Source organism: Desulfobulbaceae bacterium DB1, assembly GCA_001914235.1.
In the GTDB taxonomy this organism is placed as follows: Bacteria; Desulfobacterota; Desulfobulbia; order Desulfobulbales; family SURF-16; genus DB1.
In genome coordinates this window covers 85,483-112,102 of record MQUF01000003.1, presented here as the reverse complement: position 1 = coordinate 112,102, position 26,620 = coordinate 85,483, and the positions used below count along the sequence as shown (strand labels likewise).

22 protein-coding genes are annotated in these 26,620 nt (G+C 53.8%); 15 read left to right on the top strand and 7 right to left on the bottom strand.

The window, feature by feature from the left end; genetic code table 11:
* Nucleotides 1-29: 29 nt before the first annotated feature.
* From BM485_02830 to BM485_02810, 5 genes are all read left to right on the top strand, one after another.
* Complete coding sequence (locus BM485_02830) at nt 30-2,222, top strand: hypothetical protein (protein ID OKY76203.1); 2,193 nt, start codon at nt 30-32, stop codon at nt 2,220-2,222.
* A gap of 190 nt (nt 2,223-2,412) precedes the next feature.
* Complete coding sequence (locus tag BM485_02825) at nt 2,413-4,338, top strand: hypothetical protein (protein ID OKY76202.1); 1,926 nt, start codon at nt 2,413-2,415, stop codon at nt 4,336-4,338.
* Between the two features lie 43 nt (nt 4,339-4,381).
* Nucleotides 4,382-5,320, top strand: a complete 939-nt coding sequence (locus BM485_02820) for a hypothetical protein (GenBank protein ID OKY76201.1) — start codon at nt 4,382-4,384, stop codon at nt 5,318-5,320.
* A gap of 101 nt (nt 5,321-5,421) precedes the next feature.
* The gene (locus BM485_02815; protein ID OKY76200.1) at nt 5,422-6,549 is read left to right on the top strand and encodes an HflK protein; all 1,128 of its coding nucleotides are present in this window, start codon (nt 5,422-5,424) and stop codon (nt 6,547-6,549) included.
* A 102-nt stretch (nt 6,550-6,651) separates the two neighbouring features.
* Nucleotides 6,652-7,605: an HflC protein gene (locus BM485_02810; GenBank protein OKY76199.1), complete on the top strand. Its 954-nt coding sequence runs from the start codon at nt 6,652-6,654 to the stop codon at nt 7,603-7,605.
* Nucleotides 7,606-7,704: 99 nt separating this feature from the next.
* Here BM485_02810 and BM485_02805 read toward each other — a convergent pair whose 3' ends face one another.
* On the bottom strand, nt 7,705-8,361 hold the full coding sequence (locus tag BM485_02805; protein ID OKY76198.1) for a hypothetical protein: 657 nt from the start codon (nt 8,359-8,361) through the stop codon (nt 7,705-7,707).
* On the bottom strand, nt 8,355-9,047 hold the full coding sequence (locus tag BM485_02800) for a thiamine-phosphate diphosphorylase (protein ID OKY76197.1): 693 nt from the start codon (nt 9,045-9,047) through the stop codon (nt 8,355-8,357). Before BM485_02800 ends, BM485_02805 begins: the two co-directional genes overlap by 7 nt.
* Before the next feature lie 167 nt (nt 9,048-9,214).
* Between BM485_02800 and BM485_02795 the strand changes: the two genes are divergently transcribed.
* Nucleotides 9,215-10,522 carry a citrate (Si)-synthase gene (locus BM485_02795; protein OKY76196.1) on the top strand — a complete coding sequence of 436 codons (1,308 nt, stop codon included), beginning with the start codon at nt 9,215-9,217 and terminating at the stop codon, nt 10,520-10,522.
* A gap of 247 nt (nt 10,523-10,769) precedes the next feature.
* A complete protein-coding gene (locus BM485_02790) occupies nt 10,770-11,705 on the top strand; it encodes a hypothetical protein (GenBank protein OKY76195.1) in 936 nt (311 codons plus the stop codon).
* Nucleotides 11,706-11,726: 21 nt separating this feature from the next.
* Here BM485_02790 and BM485_02785 read toward each other — a convergent pair whose 3' ends face one another.
* Nucleotides 11,727-11,933: a hypothetical protein gene (locus BM485_02785; GenBank protein ID OKY76194.1), complete on the bottom strand. Its 207-nt coding sequence runs from the start codon at nt 11,931-11,933 to the stop codon at nt 11,727-11,729.
* A 160-nt stretch (nt 11,934-12,093) separates the two neighbouring features.
* Between BM485_02785 and BM485_02780 the strand changes: the two genes are divergently transcribed.
* The gene (locus BM485_02780) at nt 12,094-13,398 is read left to right on the top strand and encodes an aminotransferase (GenBank protein ID OKY76193.1); all 1,305 of its coding nucleotides are present in this window, start codon (nt 12,094-12,096) and stop codon (nt 13,396-13,398) included.
* 53 nt (nt 13,399-13,451) lie between these two features.
* Here BM485_02780 and BM485_02775 read toward each other — a convergent pair whose 3' ends face one another.
* A complete protein-coding gene (locus BM485_02775) occupies nt 13,452-14,231 on the bottom strand; it encodes a hypothetical protein (GenBank protein ID OKY76594.1) in 780 nt (259 codons plus the stop codon).
* A gap of 432 nt (nt 14,232-14,663) precedes the next feature.
* Here BM485_02775 and BM485_02770 point away from each other — a divergent pair, with 432 nt between their 5' ends.
* The 5 genes from BM485_02770 (at nt 14,664) to BM485_02750 (ending at nt 21,050) form a co-directional block, all read left to right on the top strand.
* A complete protein-coding gene (locus BM485_02770; protein OKY76192.1) occupies nt 14,664-15,254 on the top strand; it encodes a nucleotide exchange factor GrpE in 591 nt (196 codons plus the stop codon).
* 35 nt (nt 15,255-15,289) lie between these two features.
* Complete coding sequence (locus BM485_02765; GenBank protein ID OKY76191.1) at nt 15,290-17,203, top strand: molecular chaperone DnaK; 1,914 nt, start codon at nt 15,290-15,292, stop codon at nt 17,201-17,203.
* 161 nt (nt 17,204-17,364) lie between these two features.
* Nucleotides 17,365-18,330, top strand: coding sequence for a tryptophan--tRNA ligase (locus tag BM485_02760; GenBank protein ID OKY76190.1), 966 nt, complete (start codon nt 17,365-17,367; stop codon nt 18,328-18,330).
* A 383-nt stretch (nt 18,331-18,713) separates the two neighbouring features.
* Nucleotides 18,714-19,730, top strand: a complete 1,017-nt coding sequence (locus BM485_02755) for a hypothetical protein (protein ID OKY76189.1) — start codon at nt 18,714-18,716, stop codon at nt 19,728-19,730.
* 138 nt (nt 19,731-19,868) lie between these two features.
* Nucleotides 19,869-21,050 carry a 3-phosphoglycerate dehydrogenase gene (locus BM485_02750; protein OKY76188.1) on the top strand — a complete coding sequence of 394 codons (1,182 nt, stop codon included), beginning with the start codon at nt 19,869-19,871 and terminating at the stop codon, nt 21,048-21,050.
* Here the strand turns inward: BM485_02750 and BM485_02745 are convergent.
* Nucleotides 21,037-21,252 (bottom strand): hypothetical protein, encoded by a 216-nt coding sequence (locus tag BM485_02745; protein ID OKY76187.1) that lies wholly within the window; start codon nt 21,250-21,252, stop codon nt 21,037-21,039. The genes BM485_02750 and BM485_02745 overlap by 14 nt on opposite strands.
* Before the next feature lie 326 nt (nt 21,253-21,578).
* On the bottom strand, nt 21,579-22,091 hold the full coding sequence (locus BM485_02740) for a hypothetical protein (protein ID OKY76186.1): 513 nt from the start codon (nt 22,089-22,091) through the stop codon (nt 21,579-21,581).
* Between the two features lie 49 nt (nt 22,092-22,140).
* On the opposite strand from BM485_02740, the gene BM485_02735 reads away from it, so the two are divergent.
* Nucleotides 22,141-22,377 (top strand): hypothetical protein, encoded by a 237-nt coding sequence (locus tag BM485_02735; protein OKY76185.1) that lies wholly within the window; start codon nt 22,141-22,143, stop codon nt 22,375-22,377.
* A gap of 240 nt (nt 22,378-22,617) precedes the next feature.
* Nucleotides 22,618-25,209: an ATP-dependent chaperone ClpB gene (locus BM485_02730; GenBank protein OKY76184.1), complete on the top strand. Its 2,592-nt coding sequence runs from the start codon at nt 22,618-22,620 to the stop codon at nt 25,207-25,209.
* 104 nt (nt 25,210-25,313) lie between these two features.
* Here BM485_02730 and BM485_02725 read toward each other — a convergent pair whose 3' ends face one another.
* A complete protein-coding gene (locus tag BM485_02725; protein OKY76183.1) occupies nt 25,314-26,549 on the bottom strand; it encodes a hypothetical protein in 1,236 nt (411 codons plus the stop codon).
* Nucleotides 26,550-26,620: the final 71 nt, after the last annotated feature.

The following is a 26,620-nucleotide window of genomic DNA, read 5'->3' as shown; positions in this document are numbered from 1 at the left end:
CCTCTTTTTACTAAGCTACAACAGAAGCAATGAAATTTGATGCGACCCCGCCCGAAACGGCCGGGCGTTTCCCCTCTTTGCCCGAGAGAGCCATGTACTCACCTTTCATCGAATTGACCTACAATCTTGCTGTCCTGGTGGCCATGTGCGCAATGTCGGGTTTTGTCAGGCAGCGGTGGGGGAACAAGGGGCGGGGGGCGATTCTTCAGGGGGTGCTCTTCGGTTCGGCGGCGTTGATCGGCATGCTGCGTCCTTTGATCCTGGAACCGGGATTCATCTTCGACGGCCGGTCCGTGGTCATCAGCCTCTGTGGTTTGTTCTTCGGTCCGACGGCTGTGGCCGTTGCGGGTGGCATGGCCGCTGTTTACCGGATCATTCTCGGAGGCATCGGCCTCTATACGGGCGTGCTCATCATCGCCTCATCGGCGCTGCTTGGCCTTGTTTTTCACTTTCGCTGGCATCGCAGGGACGAACCGTTGACCGCGAAACGATTGCTGGGTGTCGGTTTCCTGGTCCATCTGGTCATGCTCCTTCTGATGTTCACCCTGCCCGCGGGGAAAGGTCTTGAGGCCATCACGCGACTTGGCCTGCCGATTCTTTTCATCTATCCCCTGGCCACGCTCGTCATCGGCAAGCTCCTTTTTGCTCAGGAAGCGGGAATTCGCTCCATGGAGGCCCTGCGGTTGACTCGTATCAGCGTTGAGGCCGCATCGGATGCCCTTTTCTGGATGACGCCCGATGCCCGCATCGTGGATGTCAATGAGGCGGCGTGCCGTTCGCTTGGCTATAAACGGCAGGAATTGCTCCTGTTGCGTGTTCCGGATGTTGATATCCTCTACGACGTCGAGAAATGGCAACAGCATTTTCAGGAACTTCAGGCGCAGGGCACCCTGATTTTCGAGTCCGAGCACCGCAGGAAAAACGGCAGTGTGGTGCCGGTGGAAATTGTCGCCAATTATGTCCGGGTCGGAAACGATGAATATGACTGTGTCTTTGTCCGCGACATCAGTGAGCGCAAACGGGCGGAAGAGGAACGGGCGGAAATGGAAGCACGATTGCGCCAGTCCCAGAAAATGGAGGCAATCGGCACCCTTGCCGGTGGCATTGCCCATGACTTCAATAATATTCTCTCAGCTATCTTCGGCTATACGGAACTTGCCATTGTCGAGGAAGATCCCGAAGAGCGCAGACAGGAACTCGAGCAGGTCCGCTTGGGGGCGGAAAGGGCCAAGGAGCTTGTCAAGCAGATCCTTGCCGTCAGCCATAGAACAGAGCATGAGCGACGGCCGTTGCGGGTCGCCTTGGTCATGAAGGAAGCCATGAAGATGTTGCGCTCCTCAATCCCGACGACTATTGACATCCGGCAGAACATAAACTCGCAAGGCACGGTGCTGGCTGATCCCACACAGATTCATCAGATTGTCATGAATCTGTGCACCAATGCCTACCAGGCCATGCGGGAAAACGGCGGAACCCTTGCCGTTTCCTTGGACGAAATTGATATTTTGGAGAAAAATGAGGCGTATGGTGACTTGGTGCCGGGCAGATACCTGCAGTTTGAGGTCCGCGACACGGGAAGCGGTATCAACCCGGAGATACGGGATAAGATCTTCGAACCCTACTTTACCACCAAAAAAACAGGGGAAGGAACAGGACTTGGTTTGGCGGTGGTACTCGGTATCGTCAAAAGTCACCGCGGTCATATCACCGTCTCCAGTGAACCGGGGGGGGGGACAACCTTTCGCGTCTATCTGCCCTTGGTGAAAGCGCAGGCTGTTGAACCGCATGTCGCACGCCCCCTTGCTGATCCGTCTGATTACACCGGCAAGGGCGAACGTGTTCTGTTTGTCGATGACGAAGCACAGATTCGTGAGTTTGCGGACAGGCTTTTTTCATTGCACGGCTACCGGGGGACGACTTGCGCGAATGGGGTACAGGCCTTGGAGGAATTTCAAAACCACCCCGACCAATTCGACCTCGTGATAACGGATATGACCATGCCGTCTATGACCGGCGTAGAGCTTGCGGCAAAAATTCTCGGAATCAGGCGGGATATGCCGATCATTCTCTGCACGGGGCAAAATGAACTTGTTAGTAAAGAAAAGGCGTTGGCCATCGGCGTTGTTGATTACCTGATCAAGCCGGTTTCCACGCGCGATTTTCTTTTTGCCGTCCGCAATGCCCTTGATAAAAAGTCCCTGCCTCCCGCCGGAATCAAGTGAACGTGAACTGATCCCCCCATGGGGCGCTGATGCATAATCAGCAATGGTGGATGCGGGAAAAGTCGTTTGCTTAACACACAGGCCCGGGCGGCAAAGGCAACCATTATTTTGACATGAATTTCTTTGTGGCTTTGCCCCTCAGGCGTCAAAGTTCACGTGCGTGCGGGATCATTATCCTTGAAGGGGTGAAATGAAGTGCCGGAAATGTGACAGTGAAAATGCCGCCGGCGCAAATTACTGCCGGCATTGCGGGGAGCAATTGACCCAGGTGAAAAAACGGTCGTTGCTCCCCGCTGTTTTCCTGGTGGTGCTGGCTTTCGGGCTGTCCGTCTGCATACTTTCTTTTTTCAAAAACATCCTTTTCCCTTTCCCGGAGTCAATGGAGCAGGAGCGGGAAATCGGGAGACCGGCTGCTACCGGCCCGCGGGAAAATACGCGACAGGAAAGCGGAGATAAAACTGAAATTGCCGGCCGTGGTGATTTTGTAAAGGAATTGCCGGCCAAAACAGCGATTCGGGAACCGTCTGCTTCCGCGCCGATTGCCGATGAGACGCCGCAAAATCCGCCAATCGGCCTTGTCACCCTCTTTGATCCGTGGGGCAATGAAATCGCCGTTGTCTCGGCCGTGGTGGTTGATGGACGCTGGCTGGCCTTGCCGGTTCGTTTTTGTTTGGGCGCGGTGCGCTGGTCATTTCGGGATATTCATGGCCGATTTGCGGCGGAAATCAGGGACGGCCTGTGGTTGCAAGACACTGCCGTCGCCCTCTGGCGTTTGGACCGGTCTTTGCCGGGAGAAAGCCTGCCGCTGGCCCCTTGGCGGGAGAAGGAGGAGACCCTTTGGCGCTCCCTGGTTTCAGAAAAACGGCTGTCAGGGCTTTCCTTGGTACCGGATTGGGTTCAGGGTGATTTTTTGCATGTCACGGTCCCGCAAATGGACGATGAACCGGGTGTTTTCCTGCAGCAGGGCAGGGTGGTTGGCTGGAGCTTCGGCGCGGGATTTGAGGGTGGGTATCTGTGGGGCAGACCTTGGTTGGGAGACGCCGAGGAAAAAATAAATAGAACGGTCGCCGATTTTTATGAAACGACTTTTGCCGGCGGCCGGGAAGAGAAGTTTGCCATGGCCATGGCCATGGGTGACGAGGCGCTGCCCGCTGAGCGATTGCGTGCCTTGATTGACGCATTTTTGTCTCCTCCCAAAGCGGCTGCCGAGGAAAGCTTGTTTTTTTTGCAGCCGAACGCTCTCCTTTCCGAGGTACGGCTGCTGGCCCTGGAGATTTTCAATCAGGGGGACACGGCGACCCTGATTGATCTGCTTGATGCCAAGGTTGTCGGCCAGATGCGGGATGAACTGCTGCTTGAGATTGCCGTGCAGGTTCGGGTCGTTGAATGGGGCTATGAAAAAAGCCTGGATTTCCTGGAAGAATCGCTGGCTGATTTTCCGGATGGCCGGGCTTCGACAAACCTGCAGGAACTGCATTTGCAACTGTATCGCCTCTGGGCGGATGCGGAGCTGTCCCACGGCAGGAGTGACAGGGCGGGCGCGGTTCTGGCGCGGGGGAGAATGCTTTTCGCCGATGATCCCGTTCTCCATCTGATCGAGGTTGCCCTTTTTGTTTCCCTGGGAGATTGGGAAACTGCCGAAGATCTGCTGTGGCGGCGTCAATATCCGCCCTCGCTGCAGGACAGGTTCACCCTGCTGGCTGATGCCGTTTCCGAGCTGAAAATGCGCGAGGGCAAGATCGTCATTTCCTTTCCGCCGGGAGCGCACCAGATCCATGTGACGACAACCGTCAACGGCAGGGCCGAACTTCCCTTTCTGATCGACACCGGGGCGTCATTTGTCGCTGTTCCGGCGGCGTTTCTTGGTCGAATCGGCCTGGAAATCAATGAGCAGACACCCCGTCGCCTGGTTGCCACCGCCGGAGGAATGAAGGTTGTCCGGGAGGTGACGCTGGACTCTGTTGAACTGCAGGGCTGGGTTGTCCGTGATGTGCCCGCCTTTGTCATTGACGGCAGCGGGGTGGGTGAATTTGGTCTGCTGGGGCTTAATTTTCTTAATAGATTCAAGATGCAGCTTGATTCCGACAAGGGAGTGCTTATATTGAACCCTCAGTAACATTCGGCTAACCTTTTTTTACGCCCAGGGTGCGCGGGGCGCGATGCGCATTGTCCCCCCTGGCCGGAAGGACGCGGCAGCGTTGACCCTTGTGTCGGAAAATGAAAACTGGGTTTCCCTGGCCCACATTAAAAAATACCAGCAGGCCTATATCTGGTCGCTGGTGCTGCAGTCCGTCAATGTCCCGCATCGTCTGGTCAGGGAGTCCAATTACTGGCTGCTCAGTGTGGATGAACGGGACAAATCTTTTGCCATCAGTCATATTGCCGCTTTTGAGCGGGAAAACAGAAACTGGCCCCCCCGGAAAGAGGAGCCTGTCGGGTTTTTTTCCTTCCGGGAGAGACAGCCGCCCACCCTGCTGCTCATGGGGTTTCTCCTGATCTTTTACTGGGTCACCGGGCCATGGCGGGACGGCAGCCCCTGGTTTCAGGCAGGTGCGGTGAATTTAGAACAGATTGTCAACCACGGCCAGTGGTGGCGTCTGCTGACCGGACTGACCCTGCATGCCGACCCGGTGCATGTGCTGGGCAATGTCATCATCGGTGGCATGGTGATCCATTTTCTCTGCAAAATACTGGGCAGCGGCCTTGGTTGGCTGCTTGTGCTGGCCGCCGGAATCCTCGGCAACAGTTTAAACATCTTTCTCCGTGCGGAGCAGCATCTGTCCGTGGGATTTTCCACCGCCGTCTTCGGCGCCATCGGCATTTTGACCGGTCTTGAGCTGAAAAGGCAACTCCGCCTGCAGGGAATTATTCTGCCCCTGGGCGCGGGACTCAGCCTGCTCGCCATGCTGGGCAGCAGCGGCGAAAGAACCGATCTGGGCGCCCATTTCTGGGGGCTGCTTGCCGGGGTGGCCATCGGCTTTCTTGCCGCTTTGTTCCCGAATTTCCTGACATGGAGCAATTCCTGGAAGCGCCAGTTCTGCTTCCTGATGTCGACTCTTCTACTCGTTATCGGCGGCTGGTGGCTTGCCTTTTCTTGATAAAAATGGTGTAATGAAAAACACAGTGTTTGTCGGGGCTGCCCTTTACAATGCGGCCATGCCGGCGAGCTGATCTCTTCAATTTGAAACAGGAACGAAAAATGGCATTCGACGATCAACAACCACCGTGGGGTCAGAAAAAGCGTCCCACCTCTCCGGAAGATATCCTTGCCGGTTTTTTGAAAAAGATCAAAGACAGCTTTGAGAACCGCGGAGGGCAGGGCAACGGCGGGGGTGAGACTCCTTCCTCGTCTCCAGGCACGCCGCCGAACATCGGCGCCGGCATCATGAAAATTGTCGCCATTGTCGCGGTCGTCTTCATCATTCAGATCCTCTATTCGTCCTTTTACACCATCCAGCCGGGTGAAAAAGGCGTGGTTCTGCGGTTCGGCAAGTTCAATAAGCTTGCCTCCTCGGGGCTCAACTTCAAGGTCCCCATCATTGACGATGTGGTCAAGGTTGATGTGGAGACGGTGCGCAAACTGGAATTCGGCTTCCGCACCAAGGTTCCGGGGGAGAAATCGATCTATGTCAAGGAAGGTCTTGATGTGGAATCGCTGATGCTGACCGGGGATAAGAACGTCATTGATGTCGAATGGATTGTTCAGTACAAGGTTGCCGATCCCTTTCATTTCGTTTTCAAGGTGCGGGATGTGGATCAGGCGGTGCGCGATATCGGGGAAATGGTTATTCGCCGCGTTGTCGGTAATCAGGATTTTGATTACGTGCTGAGCAATCGCGAGATCCTTGAGGCATCGATCGCCAAGGATTTGCAGGGAAATCTGAACCGCTACGAAAGCGGTGTCAATATCCTTGCGGTCAAACTCCAGGATATCAACCCGCCGGACACGGTCAAGCCCGCTTTCAACGAGGTTAATGAAGCGGATCAGGAAATGAAGCGCATGGTCAACGAGGCGGAACAGACGTACAACAATGTTATTCCCAAGGCCCGCGGTGACGCCAAGAAGGTGCTGGAGGAGGCGCACGGCTATGCGGTTGAACGAACCAACCTGGCCAAGGGTGAAACCAGCCGTTTTCTCGCCATTCTCGAGGAATACAAAAAGGCCGAGGACGTGACCCGCAAGAGGATGTACCTGGAGACCATGCAGAAGGTGCTGCCGACAGTGACGGATGTTTATGTCATTGACAAGCAGCAGCAGGCGATACTGCCTTTTCTTGATTTGACCTCGACCCGCAAATCTTCGGATCAAAAAGCGCAGCCGCAGTAAAAAAACTGCTGCATCGCAGGAGTGTGAACGGCATCAGGGGCCGGGATGAAATGGGTGGAGAGGTCATGACCATTTTCGGGGCCTCTCAATGAAACTCTGTCAATGAGTCAAAGGGAGAATACAGTGAATATCTTTGTGCGTTATATTTTGATTGCCCTTGTGGTTGGCGCGGGCATCACCGTTTGGGACGGTTTTTATATCCTGCCTGAAGGGCAGCAGGTGGTGGTGACCCAGTTTGGTGCTCCGGTCGGCACGCCGGTGACCGAGGCGGGACTCAAGTTCAAAACACCGTTTATCCAGGATGTGCGGTTTTTTGAAAAAAGGGTGATGATCTGGGATGGCGATCCCAATCAGATCCCCACCAATGACAAGACCTTTGTCTATATCGACGCCACCGCCCGCTGGCGCATTTCCGATCCGCTGCGTTTTCTCCAGTCGGTCAATAATGTCACCCGGGCCCAGACCATTCTTGATGATATCATTGACAGTACCATCCGGGACATGGTGAATAAAAACGATCTGGTGGAAATTATCAGAAGTTCCGACTGGGTTCCCGGCACGATCAAAAGTTCGGTTGCCGAAGCGGAGGTGGCAAAGCCGATCAAGCTTGGCCGCGACAAAATTTCCCAGATGATTTTTGAGTCGGCCGCCAAGCTGACTCCCGAGTACGGTATTGAACTGGTTGACGTCATGTTCAAGCGGGTCAATTATATCGACAGTGTGCGCCAGAAGGTTTATGAACGCATGATTTCCGAAAGGAAGAGGATTGCGGCGGAAAAGAGATCCCTTGGTGAAGGCCAGAAGGCGGAAATTCTCGGCAAGGTGGATCGTGAGCTGAAGGAGATCACCTCCCTGGCAACCCGCAAGGCGCAGGAAATCAAGGGAAAGGCCGATGCGGAGGCGGCGGGAATTTATGCCGAGGCCTACGGCCGCGATCCTGAGTTTTATGCCTTTTCCAAGAGCCTGGAGGCCTACCAGAACACCATCGGCGGTAATACCCGGTTGATTATTTCTTCCGATTCCGAGTTTTACAGATACCTGGATGAGCTGAAGTAAGAGGTTTTATTCCGTTTCCCGGCAACTGAATTTTCTGAAAGCACGCTTCGAGTAACTCAAAAAAGTATTTGTTTCCTGCATGGTATTGCAACTCGGGAATCAGCTTTCAATATCCTCGGGATACGCGGGGCGCTGTCTCTTGGCATCATAAGGGACGCGCCCTTTTTTATGCAGTTCTTCCTGCAGGGGAAGCAGATCCGCTTCGGTGTGCAGTTTGCTCTTGCCGGTGATGGTGAAGCGGCAATTGCATCTGGTCAGTTGCCCGTCGCACCAGGGGCAGACCTCCACCGGGCAGCCGAGGGCGTGCAGTTCGCCGTCCGCGGCCGAACAGACCGGGCAGAGTTCCTCATCCGCATGGGCGGGGGTATACGGGGAAAAACTGGAAATATCCGCCAATTCTTTGGCGCTTTCCTCCTGATCCCGATAGCCGAAAAAGTCCCGGACGTCACTGTCCCAGATTCCCTCCGCGCTGCTGCCGAGAAATTCCGCATCCTCCTGGCTCACCATGTAGAGATAGTTGTTGATGCCTGTGACGGCGCAGAGGAGAAACAACCCTTCTTTTCGTGCCAGAACGTGGACGGCGCTGATGGCGTCATCCAGCCCTTCCGGCAGATAACTGTAGAAAGAATGAAAAAGATTGAGGGCAATGCGGTCGCCGTCGTATTTTTCCAGCAGGGCCAGCGCCTGCTCCCGCTCTTCAGGTGGGACGGCATATTGCATGAGTAATTTGATTTCCTTGATTTTGTCGCTTAGCAATGTCGTTCTCCGCGAGTTTTGATTCCGGTGCCGATCGCCTCGATCCAGCGTCTGGTTTCCCTGGCGATGTCGTCTGCCTGGGTCAGGGCGGTGACAACGGCAATGCGTTTGGCCCCCAGCGCGGTCAGCCCTGCCACATGCGGGAGTTTGATGCCGCCCATCACGGTGAAGGGCAGGTCGGAAAGAGAGGAGTAGTCGGTGATGGCTTGTTCGCCGATAAATTCCGTCAGACCTGCTTTGGTCGATGTGGGAAAAAGCGGGCCGATATTGTAATAGCTCGCCCCCCGCTCCCTGGCGGATGCTGCTTGTTCGCGGCTGTTGGCCGATACGCCGATGAGCAGGTCCGGGGCCAGCCGCCGTATTTCCTCGGCAGGCAGGTCGCTGTTGCCGAGATGCACGCCGTCGGCCGAGACAAGCAGGGCGATGTCGACCCGGTTGTTGACGATAAGCAGGGCGCCAGCCGCGCTGGTTTTTTTTCGGAAAACCAACGCCTTGGCAAACAGGATGCGGTCGTCGGAAATTTTATCCCGCAGCTGCACGATGCGTGCGCCTCCGGCAAGAACCCCGTCAAGCCACTGTTCGTCGCTTCGTCCGCGGGCGAGTTTTTCGCAGGAAACCGGATAGACGGTAACCTGCTCGATAAATTGTGCCAGTCGTTGCTGGTAGATGCTGCTTGGCGGTGTCACTTTGCGGTTATTCCAGTTTGGGTTTCGCTTGGCTCTAACTCGTTGAGATGACATGGGTTACATATTATTGGTTGAAAGTTGTGGTAAACTTTCCTATAATCCGCCTTTTATAATGAGTTAAACAGCATTCGTCAATCTCTGATGCGTGTGCGAGAAAGGATAGCAATATGCTTAATAAGTTTATTACCGATAAAAAGGCGCAGCTGACAATCGACGGGAAAACCTATAACCTGCCGATTATTGTCGGGTCGGAAGGGGAAAAGGCCATTGACATCAGAACGTTGCGAGCGGAAACCGGCTATGTGACCATTGATTCGGGCTACATGAACACCGGTTCCTGCGGCAGTCAGATCACCTATCTGGACGGGGAAAAAGGGATTCTCAACTACCGCGGGTATGCCATCGAGGATCTGGCGGATAACTGCACCTTTGTCGAGGTCGCCTATCTGCTGGTGCACGGTTCTCTGCCCACCCGTCAGGAGCTGGGTAATTTCAGCACCATGCTGGGCCGTTTCGCCCTGCTTCATGAGGATATGATTCATTTTTTTGATCATTTTCCTCCATATGCCCCGCCCATGTCCATCCTGTCCTCAATGGTCAACTCGCTTTGTAATTTTTATCCGGAGATGGCGGCCAATCCCCTGGACAATATTGATCTCATGAGCGCGCGGCTTATTTCCAAGATCAGGACCATTGCCGCCTTTTCCTATAAGAAGTCCATGGGGCAACCTCTGGTTTATCCGCGCCATGATTATTCCTATTGCGCCAATTTTCTCAACATGATGTTTGATTCTCCGGTGCAGCCCTATGTGGTGAATGACGCCGTGGTGTCCGCCTTGAACAAGCTGCTCATTCTTCATGCCGACCATGAACAGAATTGTTCCACCTCCACCGTGCGTCTGGTCGGCAGCGCCAGGGTCAATCTCTACGCCTCAATTTCCGCGGGTATCAACGCCCTCTGGGGTCCCTTGCACGGCGGCGCCAACCAGGCGGTGATCGAAATGCTTGAGGAGATCTATGAAAATGGCGATGATTACCGGAAATATATTGAAAAGGCGAAGGATCCCAAGGATCCTTTCCGGCTGGTCGGCTTCGGTCATCGGGTTTATAAGAGCCATGATCCACGTTCCCGCATCATCAAGGGCGCCTGTGACAAGGTGCTTGAGGCGCTTGGTTTCAAAGGAGATCCTTTGCTTGATATCGCCCGCGAGATTGAGGAGGTGGTTTTGAAGGATGACTATTTTATTGAACGCCATCTTTATCCCAATGTGGACTTTTACAGCGGTATCATCTATCGGGCCATCGGCATCCCCAACAATATGTTCACCGTTATGTTCGCCCTGGGGCGTCTGCCGGGATGGATCGCTCACTGGACGGAGATGTGGGATGATCCGAACTGGCGCATCGGACGGCCGCGTCAGATTTATACCGGTCCGACACGCAAAGCCTTTGTTCCCATTGATGAGCGGAAGTAGTTTTTCCGCCATGTTGGAAAGGTGCGAATCATCCCCGGCTTTGGCCGGGGATTTTTTTTGAAAAAAAATTTAAGTAAGGCCTCCGTTTTTCCGATAAGAATAATGATTGGCATGTCCACTGCTTTTTTGACCTGTTGTGCCGTGAAGCCATTTTCGGAAATTAACGTGGCATGCGAGGCCGTGGCCAATTGGTTGGGCTGTAATGGGTATTTCGCCACGGCCCGACAAATTTTCGGGAGTTGCTGCTATGACCGGATTAAGTGCAATATTTACCCGGATCTCCTCCCCTGCGGCACCGAGCGGAAGTGGTTTTTCCGGGGTTCCCGGGCAAACACCGGAGCCGCGGGACAACGGCAATGCCGGTGATGTTTTTGAGCGGGGTCTTTCCTGGAAAAACAAAGCGACCGCCGAGAGCGGCGGACTGTTTTCCTCCGGATGCCGGTGCGGGAATTGCCTGCAGTGCGCGGCGCGCGTCTATGCGGCTCAGGATCAGCGGCTTGCGGCGGAAAAGGGCACCGGCGTTACGGATGATGCCGACGAAACGGATCTGTCCGGCTCCCAAATGGCTGCGGGGCAGGATGGCGACCAATCGACCGAAGAAACAGACGCGGCTCGGTCCGTGACCTCTTCGCAGCCCAAGGGGCGTGACGGCGAGCCCCTTTCTGCGGAAGAGGTGACACTGCTCATGGAACTGAAAAAAGCTGACGGTGAGGTCCGCGCTCATGAGCAGGCCCATCTTGCCGCGGCGGGCGGCCTTGCCAAGGGCGGGGCCAACTTCTCCTATAGAAGAGGACCGGATGGCCGCAATTATGCGGTTGCCGGTGAGGTGTCGATTGATACCTCTAAAGGTGACACACCGACGGAAACCATATCCAAGATGGATCGGGTCAGATCAGCGGCACTGGCGCCCGCTGATCCTTCCCCGCAGGATCGAAAAGTGGCACAGGCTGCTTCCGTGGTCAAAAGCGAAGCCGTGAAAGACTTGCGCCTGGAAAAAATAGAAGCCGATACCCGGGAGAAGATTGTCGATGAATCCTCCGGCGAAGAAGCCGATGCCGATGCAGCCGGGACGTCATCAACGGAAAACGAAAAAATGTCGGGGACGACATCTGTTGCAATGAAAGGGATTGCCAGTTACCGCTCCGTGCCTCAGGGGCAGGGAGCATATCATCTGACAGTTTGATTTTACCCCGCTGTTCATCCATTAGAGGCTGCCGCACATGACCCGGTAATTTTCGCATTCACGGCGGTTTATGAACGGGCAGGCTTCCTTCATGAACCACTGCGCTTTCGGACACCAATATCGGTTTTTAAACGGTTCGTTGCAGCCGTTTTTTGAGAGCTGCATTCTTTCGCGTCTCCCGCTTGTCACCTTGTTGTCGCTGATCGAAAATTTCCAGATCTGTGCCATTTTCTTCCCTCCCTGGAAAAAAAATTGCTCTTACACCTCTCATCGGCACCCTTTCCGGATAGCTTAAACCCCTTGTTGACTATATTTATGGGGTGTGGTAGAAAAATTCCTTGTCTGTTTTTTAACTGTCTTCCCGTGCAGAAAACAAAGGATCAGAAAAATGCGTACGGATATTGTGCATATAGGTGCTGGTGAACTGACTTACGAAATTCGTAATATTGTCAGTGTCGGAGAAAAATTACAGAAGCTTGGAATGTCGACCTATTGGGAAAATATCGGTGATCCGGTGGCCAAGGGTGAAAAAATTCCGACCTGGATGAAAGAGATAGTCGCGGAACTGGCGATGGAGGATCTCAGCTACGGCTACAGCCCGACCCGGGGCATGCTGGAAACCCGGCAGTTTATCGCCGAGAGGACCAATGCGCGCGGCGGGGCGCAGATAACGGCGGACGATATTCTTTTCTTTAACGGGCTTGGTGACGCCATCACCAAAATTTTCGGTTTGCTTCGTCCCACCGCCCGGGTGGTTGTGCCGACCCCGAGCTACACCACCCATTCCTCCGCCGAGGCGGCTCATGCCGGCGACAGGCCGGTGACATATATGCTTGATCCGGAAAATAACTGGTATCCGGATCTTGATGACCTGGAGAAGCGGATCAAATATAATCCCGCGGTTGCCGGCATTTTGATCATCAATCCCGACAATCCCACCGGCGCGGTTTATCCGGAGTCCATTCTGCGGGGCATGGTGGATCTGGCGCGGCGGTATGATCTTTTTGTCATCTGTGATGAGGTGTATCACAATATCGTTTATAACGGCAAGAAAACCGTGCCCATTTCCGACATTGTCGGCGATGTGCCGGCCATCGCCATGCGCGGCGTTTCCAAGGAGATGCCATGGCCGGGGTCACGCTGCGGCTGGATCGAGGTGTATAACGGTCACAGTGACCCCATGTTTGAAAGCTATGTGAAATCGATCCTCAACTCAAAAATGGTGGAGGTTTGCTCGACAACCCTGCCGCAGAAAGCGCTGCCCCGCATTGTCAGCCATCCGGAGTATGGGAATTATCTGGCCGAGCGGGTGGAGCGGTATGAACAGTGTTCCAATATCGCCTATGAGGCGCTGAAGGATCTTGACGGGGTGCTGGTGAACCGTACCAACGGGGCCTTTTACATGAGTGTGGCGTTCCGTGACGGGGTATTGAATCACCGGCAGACGCTGGAGATAGAAAACAGCCAGGTGCAGGCGGAGATAGAAAGGCTGGTCAGCCAGCCCGGAATTTCCCTTGATAAGCGTTTTGTTTATTACCTGCTGGGCGCGACCGGGGTCTGTGTTGTGCCTCTCTCATCCTTTGCCACGCCGATCCAGGGATTCCGGGTAACCCTGCTGGAAAGAAATGAAGAGAAGTTCCGCCTGATTTTTGCAACCATCGCGGACAGCATCAAAAAATATCTCGCCTCGTGAGCATGATGCGGGAGCTGAAAAGCTCCCGCGTCTCTTGAACGTCATTTTTTTGTTCAGTCATATGCTCCAGCCGTCTGCCTGCCGATGGGAGTCAACAGGACAGGGTCCATGCGGCGCAGCAGTTCCATTTTTCTCAGCTTCCGGCCGTCGATTTCTCCGTTGATATTGATAATAATCAGTTGATTTGCGCCTCTGCCGTATCGATTGGTAATATCAAGAACGCTTCCCACCACCGTCAGCCGACCATTTTTGATGCGGTCAGCATAGCGGTTCATGGCCTGCCTCACCTGGTAGTCGACATTTTTTTCAACCTGTCTGGTTTCCTCGTTTCCTCCCTCGTCTGTTGTTTCCGTTCCGGCTGATCGCAAGGCGGGGTAAAGATGGTCGAGTTCCTGTCGTATTGTCGGTTCAAGATACGCATAGCCGTTTGCAAAGAGACGGAGCGCCTCGCTGTCGGTGTTGCCGGTAATCAGGAGCATGGGGCTGTGCAGGTGGCGGACTCCGTAATCAAGGGCGGCAAGCGATGAGGTGAGCTGGTTGGCCAGGTTGCGCACGGAGAAAATTTTTCTTTCAGGGCAGGCAATAATGGAATGCGGTTGCACCCTGGCATCGGAGTCAGCCAGCCAGGTGATATAGGGGGCGGCGTTATCCTGGGGCAGTCTGTCGTTGCCGCAGGGCTGCCTGTTTTGGGTTGCGAGGATTTCCTTCAAGATGTCAAAAGGGGGAACCCCTGCCCTGTTTTTAAGCAGCGGTTGCATTTCCGCCTGCGATGCTCCGGCGAGAGAAAGAAAAAACAGCAGTGTCGCCAGGAAAGTGAGCTTGATTGTTTGCATGGGCTGATTATTGTTGTTCAGGTTGAAGGCGGAACCTTTTTTTGATGGTGACACATCCATTCCTTTCATGTCCCAGACTAGCAGATACCTTTCGTGGAAATCAAGGAAGAGTCGCGATTTTGGCAAATATTTAGCGTCGTAACGAGATATCCATTCCATTCTATGCATCTTGCCGCGTTTCCCCTTGTTGACGGTTGCGGTTGAGACGATGAAGCGTACTTTTTTGCGCGGCTTTAACAAGATGCAACAATATGGCCTGATAACTTGACATTGAAAAAGAGTATACTTATTGTTCCCCTCAACGATATGCGGCCTGCCTGACTTGTCGTGGACAAGGAAGCGGGGTTGTGCCGCAGGCAAAGTGAGCGTTCTATTTTTCATGATCTTTTCGGATCTCTCCGGGACATGTGAGTTTTTCGAGTAAAGGAGGAGCTGGTGGCGGAAAAAGAGGAAATCGTCGAGGACGCGCTCGACGCGGAGAAACACCATTCGGATAACGGCGCGGAAGAAAATGAAAGTGTCGAAATTCCCGGCAAGGTTGAAGGGGAAGCAGGCGATGAGCTGGCCCAGGCCAAAATGCAGATAAGTGAATTACAGGATAAGTTGCTTCGGCTGGCTGCTGAATTTGAAAATTACCGTAAACGCATGGAGCGTGAGCGGAGTATCTCTTTGAAATATGCGGAAGAATCGATTCTGAAGGAATTGCTGCCTTTCGTGGATAATCTGGAAAGAGCGATGGAGCAGGGCCGCAGGACGCATAATGCCGACGATTTGCTGGCCGGCGTTGAGTTGACCTGTAAAGGGTTGATGAGTTCCCTGGAAAAATTTGCCGTTTCTCCCCTGGACAGTATCGGACAGCCCTTTGACCCCAATGTTCATGAGGCCCTGGCCATGGAGGCAAGCGACGAGGTCGCGCCCAACTGTGTGTTGCGGGAATTCGAAAAGGGATACATGTATAAAGACAGGCTTATCCGCCCGGCAAAAGTTGTCGTGGCGAAAAAAAATGAAACAGCGGGCGCATAGCCGGTGTTGCAAAAATAGATTTTTGGAGAATTATTATGGGTAAAATTATAGGAATCGATTTGGGTACGACAAATTCATGCGTGGCGGTAATGGAAGGCGGTGAGCCGAAAGTTCTGACCAACGCGGAAGGAAACAGAACAACCCCTTCGGTGGTTGCCTTTACCGATAGCGGTGAACGGCTGGTGGGACAAGTTGCCAAACGGCAGTCCGTCACCAATCCGGAGCGGACAATCTTTGCCATGAAGCGCCTCATCGGTCGTAAATTCAGCGACCAGGAAGTCAAGAAGTCAATCGAGGTCAGCCCCTTTAAGATCGTGGAGGGCAAGGGCGACCCGGCAATCGAGGTGGGGGGCAAGCAGTATACCCCGGCCGAGCTTTCCGCCATGGTTTTGACCAAAATGAAACAGACCGCGGAGGAATACCTGGGCGAAGAGGTAACCGACGCGGTCATTACGGTTCCCGCCTATTTTAACGACAGCCAGCGCCAGGCCACCAAGGATGCCGGACGCATCGCCGGTTTGAATGTGCAGCGAATCATCAATGAGCCGACTGCCGCATCCCTGGCCTACGGACTCGACAAGAAAGGCGAGGAAACCATTGCCGTCTATGACCTGGGCGGCGGTACCTTTGATATTTCCATTCTGGAAATCGGCGACGGCGTTTTTGAGGTAAAATCCACCAACGGTGATACCTTTCTGGGCGGTGAAGACTTTGACATGCGCATCGTCAACTGGCTGGCCGATGAGTTCAAGCGCGACCAGGGTATTGATCTGCGCAACGACAAGATGGCCCTGCAGCGTTTGAAGGAAGAGGCGGAAAAGGCCAAGAAGGAACTTTCCTCCACCATGGAGACGGAGATCAATCTTCCCTTTATCACTGCCGACGCTTCCGGTCCCAAGCATATGAACATCAAAATGAGCCGGGCCAAGCTCGAGTCGCTGGTGGAGGATCTGGTTGATCGCACGGTGCAGCCGTGCCTGACCGCTTTGAAGGATGCAGGCCTCTCCCCCGCGGATATCGACGAGGTGGTTCTGGTCGGCGGTATGACCAGGATGCCCAGGGTGCAGCAGAAAGTAAAAGAGATTTTCGGCAAGGATCCCCATAAGGGTGTCAATCCCGACGAGGTGGTCGCCATCGGCGCGGCAATCCAGGGCGGGGTTCTCAAGGGTGATGTCAAGGATGTTCTGCTGCTTGATGTAACCCCTCTTTCTCTGGGCATTGAAACCCTGGGCGGGGTCACCACCCGTCTTATTGAGAAAAATACCACGGTGCCCACCAAGAAGAGCCAGGTCTTTTCCACCGCATCGGACAACCAGCCGGCCGTTTCCATCCATGTTCTCCAAGGAGAACGAGAAATGGCCCAGGGCAACAAGACCATCGGCCGTTTTGAGTTGACCGATATTCCGCCCGCCCCGCGCGGGGTGCCGCAGATCGAGGTCACCTTTGACCTTGACGCCAACGGCATTCTGCACGTATCGGCCAAGGATCTCGGCACCGGCAAGGAACAGTCCATCCGGATTACCGCCTCCAGTGGTCTCTCCGAGGCGGAAATTGAAAAGATGAAGCGTGATGCCGAAGCCCATGCCGATGAGGATAAGAAGCGCAAGGCGCTGGTTGAGGCGAAGAATAATGGCGACTCGTTGATCTATGCCACGGAAAAAAGCCTGAAGGATGTCGGCGATAAGGTTGACGCCGATACCAAAGGCAAGGTGCAGGCCGGTATTGACAAGCTGAAAAAGGCTCTTGAAGGCGAAGATATCGACGCCATCAAGTCGGCGACCGAGGAGCTGACCCAGGCATCCCACAAACTGGCCGAGATCATGTATTCCCAGGCATCAAAAGGCCAGCCGGGTGGTGATGCATCCGGTGGCGCGGCCGGCGGAAGCGCGGCCGGCGGCAAGAAAGATGACGACGATGTGGTTGATGCCGACTTTGAAGAAGTGAAATAAGCGTGCGGAGCCGTTGCAGTGCTGAAAAAAGGGAGCAATTTTGCTCCCTTTTTTTATTGTCCTTCTCGGTCATGATGGGTATAAACAGTGGTCGCATCTTTCGCGGTCACATTCATCTATCTTCAAATTGAAAGCTCAGAGAAAACACCATTGGCAATGATATGAAAATTCTTTCCGGTATCCAGCCTTCTGGAAAACTGCATATAGGGAATTACTTCGGCATGATGAAACCCATGATCAACAACATGGATCGGGGAGAGCTCTATGCCTTTATTGTTAATCTGCATGCCCTGACCACGGTCCATGACAGCAAGGCCATTGTCCGGGATACCCTGGAAGCGGCCGCCGATTTTCTGGCACTGGGACTTGATCCGGACCGATGTATTTTCTGGGTTCAGTCGGATGTGCCGGAGGTGACCGAATTGACCTGGATTCTCTCCACCTTGACGCCCATTGGTTTGCTGGAGCGCTGTCATTCGTACAAGGATAAGGTGGCCAAAGGGATTGTCCCAAGCCACGGACTTTTTTCCTACCCGGTGCTCATGGCGGCGGACATCCTGCTGTATCAGGCCGATCTGGTGCCGGTGGGCAAGGATCAGAAGCAGCATCTTGAGGTTGCCCGTGATATCGCCATCAAGTTCAATAACACCTTCGGCGAGACCTTTGCCGTTCCCGAACCGGCAATCGATGACAATATGGCGACGGTGCCCGGCCTGGACGGTCAGAAGATGTCCAAGTCATACGGCAACACCATCGGTATTTTCCTTGATGCCAAGGCCTTGAAGAAAAGCGTCATGGCCATTGTCACCGATGCCGCGCCGGTGGAGGCGCCGAAGGACCCAGACAAGTGTAATTTGTTTAATATTTTCAAGCTTTTTGCTCCTGTCGATCGCCTGCGGGAGGTGCATGACCTTTATGTCAATGGCGGAGCGGCGTATGGCTATCTGAAGCTTGAACTGGTGGACATACTCTGGGAGTACTTTCGTCCTGCCCGGGGAAAAAGAGAAAAGCTTGTTGCCGATCCCGGGTATCTTCGGTCTCTGCTGGCCAAGGGTGCGGAGAAAGCACGGGAAAAGGCATCTCCCACGCTTGAGCTTGTTCGAGAAAGAGTCGGTCTCAAATATTGACGGCATTTAAAAAATACTTCCGCGGTTTTGCTGTTCCTGGAGGGAAAATTATTCCCTCCAGGCCATTCCCCTTCGTCTTTCCCATCTCTTCTGTTAATTTTTTTCTTTCAATGTTCAAGGTTTGAACAAAAAACGTCGATACATGTGTTGAAAATTTGACGATAAAGACGCAAGTCTGTCGGCGGCCTTGCCTGTTATGCGTTTGCTCGGCAAAATTTTCCTGGTTGTAAAATTTTCGGCACCTCGATGACCGATAAAAAAAACTTTAATTTTCAGTAAGTTGTGGTGTGGTTGCTTTTTTGTGTAGGCACTTTTTTCTCTTGGCATGAAAATAGCTATGTTGAGCAGATAAAGAGTGTTTTCAATGAAAAAGGAGTTGCTGAATGAGTGAATCCGTCTCGTTAAGCCAAACTGAAAAATCGGTCCCCGAAACATGCCAGATCGACATGCCGGCTCTTATGGCTGAACTCGATCAGTTTCGGAAAAAAACAGCCCGGCTTGCCCAGTTGAATGAACTGCATGGACGGCTTGCCGGAGCCGTGGATCTTCCCGCCATGATTGAGTCGTTTTCCATCTGGCTTATGCCGCTGGTGGAACATGATCTCGTTGCCTACCATAATCCGGAGCGGAAACGCAGTTATATGTACAGCTCCTCCCATGGTCCGGAGCGGCAGCGCATCTTTGAGCTGGCTGAAAAGCTTTTCCTGTCACGGCTTGAGAACGGCGGGTATGGCTGGTGTGATGATGATTTTTATGTGCAGAACTGGCACCTTGGTTCGATCGATTCAAGTGGGCTGGTCCTGGTGTTGCGCCAGACTCGAGTGCTGGACGCGGAAGAGGCTGCCTTGATCAACGAGGCCCTGTCGGTTTTGCGTGAGCCTCTGCAGCGAGCGCTGGACTATGAAGATCTTTTTGAAATTGCCCGGCGCGACGCATTGACCGGGCTTGCCAACAGAAGAGTTTTTGAGGAGAGAATGGGGCCCTTGATGGACGGCAGTCGGCGCCACAATCATCCTTTGACCATTGCCTGCATGGATCTTGACCGGTTCAAGCTGGTGAATGATAATCTGGGCCATGCTGAAGGCGACCGGGTGTTGAAGAAAGTTGCCGACACCTTTAACAGCATGGTGCGGGGCAGTGATCTGCTGGTGCGGCTGGGTGGCGATGAGTTTGTTCTTGTGCTGCCGGAGACCTCGCTGGATGCCGCCAAAATTCTGGCGGAGAGATTGTGCCGCGCCATTGATGATTTGGAGATTTACGCGGCGCCGGGACAACGGCTCGGGGTCAGCATCGGCCTCAGCCAGTGGCATCCGGACTTGAGCCGGGAAGAATGGCTGCAACAGACGGATCAGCTGCTCTATCAGGCCAAGGACAATGGCCGCAGCCGAGTCTGCTGGTGACGGTGTCGTAAAAAACTGCAAACGGTAGTTTTTGCCGAAAGAAGGGAAAATGTTTTCGTTGAAATACGGCAACATTTTCCCTTATTCTTTTTTAAGGCACGCAATAAAAAAAACATGATGCAACCGGCAGGGGGAAAAATGGGAAAATTCCGCATCAGGATCGCCAATAAAATTGCCTTGGAGGGGCTCGCTCTCCTGGGTAACAACTATCATGTCACCCAGGACGAGAAGGATCCGCATGGTCTTCTTGTTCGGAGCAGCAAGGTCGATACTGATCAGTTTCCTTCCCTGCTTGCCGTTGCCAGGGCCGGGGCTGGTGTCAATAATATAACGGTGGATCGCGCCACGGAAAGGGGAATCTGTGTTTTTAATACCCCGGGGGCAAATGCCAACGCGGTGGCTGAGCTGGTTTTTGTCATGGCTGGAATCGGAGCGCGTAACATCCATCATGGCATAGAGTTCTGCCGGGGATTGGCATCCCTCCCTGATGACGAGCTGACAAAAGAGGTGGAGGCGAAAAAGTCCGCCTTCCGTGGTTTTGAGCTGGCGGGCAAGACGTTGGGCGTTCTCGGCCTGGGGCAGATCGGTGTCAGGGTGGCCAACGGCGGTGCCCAGCGACGGATGCGTACCATCGGTTTTGATCCGAGTCCGACGCTTGCCAATATTCACATGCTGTCGCCGGATGTCATTTTGTCCCGCTCTCTCTCCGAGGTAGTGGAAAAGGCGAATATCCTTTCCCTGCACATGCCGTACAACGACAAAACCAAAGGCTTTGTCAACCAGGCGTTTCTTGCCCGACTGCCGGATGGCGCCATGCTGATCAATTATGCCCGGGGCGGGGTGGTGGTGGACGACGATGTGCGGCAGGCGCTCGATTCAGGAAAGATCGGCTGCTATATTACCGATTTCCCGTCCGCGGCGCTCATCGGCCATGCGAAGGTGATTACCTCTCCCCATCTGGGCGCCAGCACCGAGGAATCGGAAGAGCATTGCGCCACCATGGCGGTGAATGAGTTGAAGGCGTATCTGGAACGCGGATCCGTCACCCACAGCGTCAATTTCCCCAACATCGAATCCATTCCGGGCGACAGTTCCCACACCCGGATCATCATGATCAATCGGGACAAACCCGGGATGATCGGTTTTGCCTCACAGACCCTAGGGTCCCATGGAATCAATATCGCAAGTTATCTCAATGAAAGCAACGGCCGGATCGGGTATAACATTATTGATCTGGAAAGCGCCGTTCCGGCTGATGTTGTCAGTTTGATTGAGGCCCACCCCGATGTGATCCGCACCAGAGTCATCACCGTGCGGTAATTTCGTCAATATTTTGCTTGCCCCGGGGAGGCCGCAGCGTGTCGCCAAGAAGACGCTGTGCTCTCCTCTCTTGTCGGGAAAGCCTTCCACGCTGCTCCTTTAAGGAGTCGTAGCACCGTTTGGCCTCTCCTCCACCCCGAGGGCAGACAACCACCACATTTTTCCATGATTTCTTGTCCTCGGCCGTTGCCGGATCGATCATTGCGCGCTGTTGCTCCATCTCAACGGGAAAGGCTTTGTTGCAATTGAGTCCGCGAAATGGTGCAAGGCGTATTCCTCGGCAACCTGAATATCAACATTTATCTGCGGAGTGCCGCTTTCCAGGCGGGCCTTGAACTCGTCAGCGGTTATAAGGAGGCTGTTTGGCACGGAGAGAGAGGGATGTCTCTTGATTTTTGGAAACAATTGGTGATGTTTTGTGCGCCGTGAATGGATGGCAAATTCCCCCGCATCGCCTTCGCCATCAGAAGTGTGTTGGAGGGGAACTGATGGCGAAGGCGATTTTGCCGCAGAGGGAAAATCGTATTTTTATTCGGCTGGAGGTGCGCCCGGGCCCATTGGGCCGACAGGAGGATCGGCGGGCGAGGCGCCATATGTTTTCAGATAGATGACATCCGATCCGGAAAAAGTTTGATCAGGAGTTGTCGTGCAGCCGGACATCGTCAGTTCATTGTAAGCGTTTTTTTCAAGGCCCAAGGCCAGTACATCAGCGATGGCGAACTTCGCCACCAATTCTCCCCTGCTGTCCGCAAAAGTCGCCACCGCCTCCGTGCAGGCGTCATAACATAATTCAACAGGACAGAGAGCGCGATCAACCGTGCTATAGGCAATCGCCGCATGCACGGTCAGGGAATCGACGGAGACATCACAATCATCATTCGTACAGGAATTCGTCTTATCAATGATCAGCACCCCGGGCGCGATAACCGTGTCAATCGATAATTCATCGGCATGGACAACTGAGGGGGCCGTGATAAAGGCAGCCAGGAAAAGAACGGAAAACAGGGCACGAGTTGCCGGCATTTTTTTTTCAGTTTGCATAGGACGCCTCCCCCAATAATATTGTAATTTTCATCCATGCAAATCCGGCATGGATGCGCTGAAAAAGCTTTTATTCATGGGTCAACAGCAACTGTCGAACCACTTCAAACTGCATGATTGTTATTCTTTCTTCGCGGCGAACGTCAGCCCGTTTTTCTTGCCTATATTTATTTTGAACGATGAAAATTACGGGAAGGTTCCATGGCAGGGAGCTTTTTGTTTTTCCGTTCGTATTGCAGTGGAAGGTGGTGTTGCCTGTCTCGAATACCATTTGCTTTTTTCATGAGCCGCAAAGAAAATTCCGATGGTTCTCAATCGGTTGGCAGTGGACGCGAGAGCCGGAAAGGGTCTCGTGCTTGACAAGAATAATGACTGGACTTACAAGTATTTATTGAAGCCTAACATCTATTTTTTCTTTTTTCGGGTTGTTTGCGCGGTCTTTTTTGACTTCCTTCCTGATGAAGGGAGTTGAGGTTATTTCATTTTTACATCGAAGAAGCCGGTCATCCGGTTGAGGAGTTGCACTATGCAGTTTGATAAATTTACCGTAAAATCCCAGGAAGCCCTGCAGGCCGCCCAAAATCTGGCGAGTCAGAAAGGGCATCAGGAGATGGTGCCCGAGCACCTGCTCGCTGTTCTGTTGCGGCAGCCGGAAGGGGTGATTGTGCCGGTATTGCAGAAGATCGGCGCAAATCCCGCCCAGCTTGCCGCCGAGGTGGACAAGGTGCTGGAGAAACTGCCGCAGGTAAGCGGGGCTGGTTTCGGTCAGGTCTATGCCTCCCAGCGGATGCGTCTGCTGCTTGATCAGTCCTTTAAGGAAGCCTCGGCGATGCATGATGAGTACGTCAGCCAGGAACATCTCTTCCTCTGCATCATCAGCGAAAGCGGAGCAAAGGGTGCGGAGGTGCTGAAGGCGAATGGTGTCGGCAAGCAGAGCTTTTTGAAGGCCCTGGCGGAGATTCGCGGCAGCCAGCGGGTGACCGACCCCAATCCCGAGGAAAAATATCAGGCCCTGGAAAAGTATGCGAAGAATCTCACCGATCTGGCCAAGCGGGGCAAGCTTGATCCGGTCATCGGCCGGGATGACGAGGTGCGCCGGGTGGTGCAGGTGCTGAGCCGCCGCACCAAAAACAACCCGGTGCTCATCGGCGAGCCCGGGGTGGGCAAGACTGCCATTGTCGAGGGCTTGGCCCAGCGCATCGTCAGCGGCGACATCCCGGAAACACTCCGCAATAAACAGGTCCTGTCCTTGGATATGGGAGCGCTGGTGGCCGGCGCCAAGTACCGGGGTGAATTTGAGGATCGTTTAAAGGCGGTGCTGAAAGAGGTGGAAAAACGGCAGGGCGAGATCATCCTCTTTATTGACGAGATCCACACCCTGGTGGGAGCTGGCGCGGCGGAAGGGGCAATGGACGCCTCGAACATGCTTAAACCGGCCCTGGCCCGGGGTGAGCTGCATTGTGTCGGGGCCACCACCTTGAACGAGTATCGCCGCATTGAAAAGGATCCTGCCCTGGAGCGCCGTTTTCAACAGGTTCTGGTGCAGGAACCGTCGGTGGAGGATTCCATCGCCATTCTGCGGGGCATCAAGGAAAAATATGAGGTGCATCACGGGGTACGGATCAAGGATACCGCAACCGTTGCCGCGGTGACCCTTTCCAAACGCTATATTTCCGATCGTTTTCTGCCGGACAAGGCCATTGATCTTATTGATGAGGCGGCTTCCCGGCTGCGCATTGAGATCGACAGCATGCCCACCGAGATCGACGAGGTGGAGCGGCACCGGATCAAGCTTGAAATCGAGCGGGAGGCGTTGAAAAAGGAAAAGGATGCGGCATCCGGCGAACTGTTGCAAAAGATTGAGGCAAAGCTTGCTGATCTCAATGAGAAGTTGCGCAGCATGAAAGGCCACTGGGGGCTGGAAAAGGAAATTATCCAAAAGATCCGCCAGGTCAAGGCGGGAATCGATGAGGCCCGGGTGGAGGAACAGCAGGCGGAGCGTCAAGGCGATCTCAGCCGGGTGGCGGAAATTCGCTACGGACGCATCAGGGAACTGGAAAGGCGGCTTGAGGAGGAAAACGCGCATCTGGCCGAGATTCAGAAAGATCGAAAAATGCTGAAAGAAGAAGTCTCGGAGGAGGACATTGCCGCGGTGGTCGCGAAATGGACCGGCATTCCGGTGGACAAGCTGTTGGAGGGTGAGAAGGAAAAACTGGTGCATGCCGATGAAGAGCTGGCCAAGCGGGTGGTGGGGCAGCGTGAGGCCATCAGCGCCATCGCCAATGCCATCAGGCGCGCCCGGGCCGGTCTGCAGGATCCGAACCGGCCCTTGGGCTCGTTTATCTTCCTTGGTCCAACCGGGGTGGGCAAGACCGAACTGGCCCGTACTCTGGCGGGATTTCTCTTTGACAGCGAACAGGCCATGATCCGTCTCGATATGTCCGAGTTCATGGAAAAACATTCGGTGGCCCGTCTGATCGGCGCCCCTCCCGGCTATGTCGGTTACGAGGAAGGCGGTTATCTGACCGAGGCGGTGCGGCGCCGGCCTTATTCGGTCATCCTTTTTGACGAGATTGAAAAGGCGCATCCCGATGTCTTTAACGTCCTGCTGCAGATATTGGACGACGGGCGTATGACCGACGGTCAGGGCAGGACGGTGGATTTCAAGAATACCATTCTCATCATGACCTCAAACCTCGGCAGTCAGCTCATCATGGAGCTTGGTGAAGCGAGAAGGGATGAAATGAAAATGCAGATTGATGAAATTCTTCACAGGCAGTTCAAACCGGAATTTCTCAACCGCATTGATGAGATCATCACCTTTCACGGTTTGTCCAAGGAGGATCTGGCCCAGATTGTTGATATTCAGGTTGCCCTGCTGCGAAAGCGTCTGGAGGAACAGAAATTCACCATTGAGCTGACTGAGGCTGCCCGTCAATTCATCATCAACGTGGGGTATAATCCGGCTTACGGCGCAAGGCCCCTGAAACGGGCGATGCAGCGATATATCCAGGACGGACTGGCCATGGAGATTCTGGAGGGCAAGCTCAAGGAAGGTGACCACATTCTGGTTGATGTGATGAGCGGGCAGGAGAAATTGTCCTTCCGGAAGAAGTGATATCCCGGAGCTTTCAATTTACCCTGAAGCAGTGAGCGGAGCGAGCCGGGGGCGGAAGAGGTATCTTCCGCTTCCGGTTTTTTTGCAAACTGTCCAGCCGCCGGTCATTTCCTGCCGAACAAAGAAAAAAGCCTTTTTGCTTTCGGTTTTGCCGGAGTAAGCCGCAGCTGTTTCATGGCGTCGTTTAGAACATTTCCCATATCGCTCAAAATTTTATTTTTTTCCACGGAGTTTGCCGGGTATCGTTTTACCTTTTCCAGGATTTTGTCAATTTCCCTGATCAGGTCGTAGATCCGGGACTCTTCCGCCATGGGGATAATCTGCAAAAGAAGATGATGGCAGAGGCCGTTAAAGCTGTCAATCAGCAGCAGGCTCTGCTGCATTTTGTGGCTGCCTGATTTGCGGCAGGCGTCAATGACGGCTTTGCGGTTGACTTGCGGGGAGCTGCTTATATGGAAATCTTGCAGCAGCTCAGCCTGGGCCGGGGCCAGATTATTTTTGACCCGGCGAACCAGCAGATTGATCCTTTCGTCGGTTACGGCGGCAAGGGCCGAGGTTATTTCTTCAAGAATGCCGGTGTAGATACCAAGGGTGAAATCAAAATCAAAACCGTTGGCCGGGACCTTTTTTGTTTCGACTTTTTCGATGAGTCCCGATGTCAGCAGGGAATAGAGACTTTTGTAAACGGTGAAGTCGTCGTAGCGGCTGGCATTGACAATGTCGCGCACGGTGTGCTTACCGTTCACCAGGGAGAGAATGCGTTTTTCGTCGGTGCTGAAGGTGATGGCTTCGTTCGTGCCGCTGCCCTTGCGGGAAACCTTTTTGTAGATGAACCGGTCGCTGGCAATCTGTTCAGTCAGGAGCGACATCTCGTCAATACGCCGGGACGCCTCCAGGATAAGTTTTATCGGGTTCAGCTGGGTGATCACCATCCCGTCAAATTGTAACGGGGTGTCCTGATAATCAAATTTCCCCTTTTTCCAGAAGAGGAGAGAGTAAAGGATATCCTCGACCTGTCGGTTGTTGTACTGCTTGAAAATTTCCGGAGAGATATAGCCTTTTTCCAGGAGAACCTTGCCGATGGCGTTTTTGTTTTGTTCGGCTGACTCGATGCAATCCTGGAGTTGGGCGGCTGATATGATGCCGTCCCGTTCCAGCATCTCACCCAGCCGGGCGCGTTGTTCCGAGCTTTGCGCGTAAACAATGGCCCCTTCCCTGAAGAATACCTTGCAGATTTTTCGGCCGCTCCGTACCTGTAAAATGCCCGTGTTGTGATCGTCGCATAACAGTTGCAGGATATTGGTTAGAAAAGAGCCTTCAAAGTCGCCGTGGAGATTCATTGCCTCGCTCGTGAGAAAATTTAGCTGCCGTAGCCATTATGGAATAATATGGAAAGAAGTGCAATGGGACA

Bases quoted from the DNA above. Each gene is read 5' to 3' on its own strand.
- BM485_02765 (OKY76191.1), top strand. From the start codon at position 15,290: ATGGGTAAAATTATAGGAATCGATTTGGGTACGACAAATTCATGCGTG.
- BM485_02775 (OKY76594.1), bottom strand. From the start codon at position 14,231: ATGCAAACAATCAAGCTCACTTTCCTGGCGACACTGCTGTTTTTTCTT.
- BM485_02825 (OKY76202.1), top strand. From the start codon at position 2,413: ATGAAGTGCCGGAAATGTGACAGTGAAAATGCCGCCGGCGCAAATTAC.
- BM485_02735 (OKY76185.1), top strand. From the start codon at position 22,141: ATGGATGCGCTGAAAAAGCTTTTATTCATGGGTCAACAGCAACTGTCG.
- BM485_02745 (OKY76187.1), bottom strand. From the start codon at position 21,252: ATGATCGATCCGGCAACGGCCGAGGACAAGAAATCATGGAAAAATGTG.
- BM485_02725 (OKY76183.1), bottom strand. From the start codon at position 26,549: ATGAATCTCCACGGCGACTTTGAAGGCTCTTTTCTAACCAATATCCTG.
- BM485_02780 (OKY76193.1), top strand. From the start codon at position 12,094: ATGCGTACGGATATTGTGCATATAGGTGCTGGTGAACTGACTTACGAA.
- BM485_02795 (OKY76196.1), top strand. From the start codon at position 9,215: ATGCTTAATAAGTTTATTACCGATAAAAAGGCGCAGCTGACAATCGAC.
- BM485_02750 (OKY76188.1), top strand. From the start codon at position 19,869: ATGGGAAAATTCCGCATCAGGATCGCCAATAAAATTGCCTTGGAGGGG.
- BM485_02730 (OKY76184.1), top strand. From the start codon at position 22,618: ATGCAGTTTGATAAATTTACCGTAAAATCCCAGGAAGCCCTGCAGGCC.
- BM485_02810 (OKY76199.1), top strand. From the start codon at position 6,652: ATGAGTCAAAGGGAGAATACAGTGAATATCTTTGTGCGTTATATTTTG.
- BM485_02755 (OKY76189.1), top strand. From the start codon at position 18,714: ATGAGTGAATCCGTCTCGTTAAGCCAAACTGAAAAATCGGTCCCCGAA.
- BM485_02790 (OKY76195.1), top strand. From the start codon at position 10,770: ATGACCGGATTAAGTGCAATATTTACCCGGATCTCCTCCCCTGCGGCA.
- BM485_02785 (OKY76194.1), bottom strand. From the start codon at position 11,933: ATGGCACAGATCTGGAAATTTTCGATCAGCGACAACAAGGTGACAAGC.
- BM485_02830 (OKY76203.1), top strand. From the start codon at position 30: ATGAAATTTGATGCGACCCCGCCCGAAACGGCCGGGCGTTTCCCCTCT.
- BM485_02820 (OKY76201.1), top strand. From the start codon at position 4,382: ATGCGCATTGTCCCCCCTGGCCGGAAGGACGCGGCAGCGTTGACCCTT.
- BM485_02815 (OKY76200.1), top strand. From the start codon at position 5,422: ATGGCATTCGACGATCAACAACCACCGTGGGGTCAGAAAAAGCGTCCC.
- BM485_02740 (OKY76186.1), bottom strand. From the start codon at position 22,091: ATGCAAACTGAAAAAAAAATGCCGGCAACTCGTGCCCTGTTTTCCGTT.
- BM485_02760 (OKY76190.1), top strand. From the start codon at position 17,365: ATGAAAATTCTTTCCGGTATCCAGCCTTCTGGAAAACTGCATATAGGG.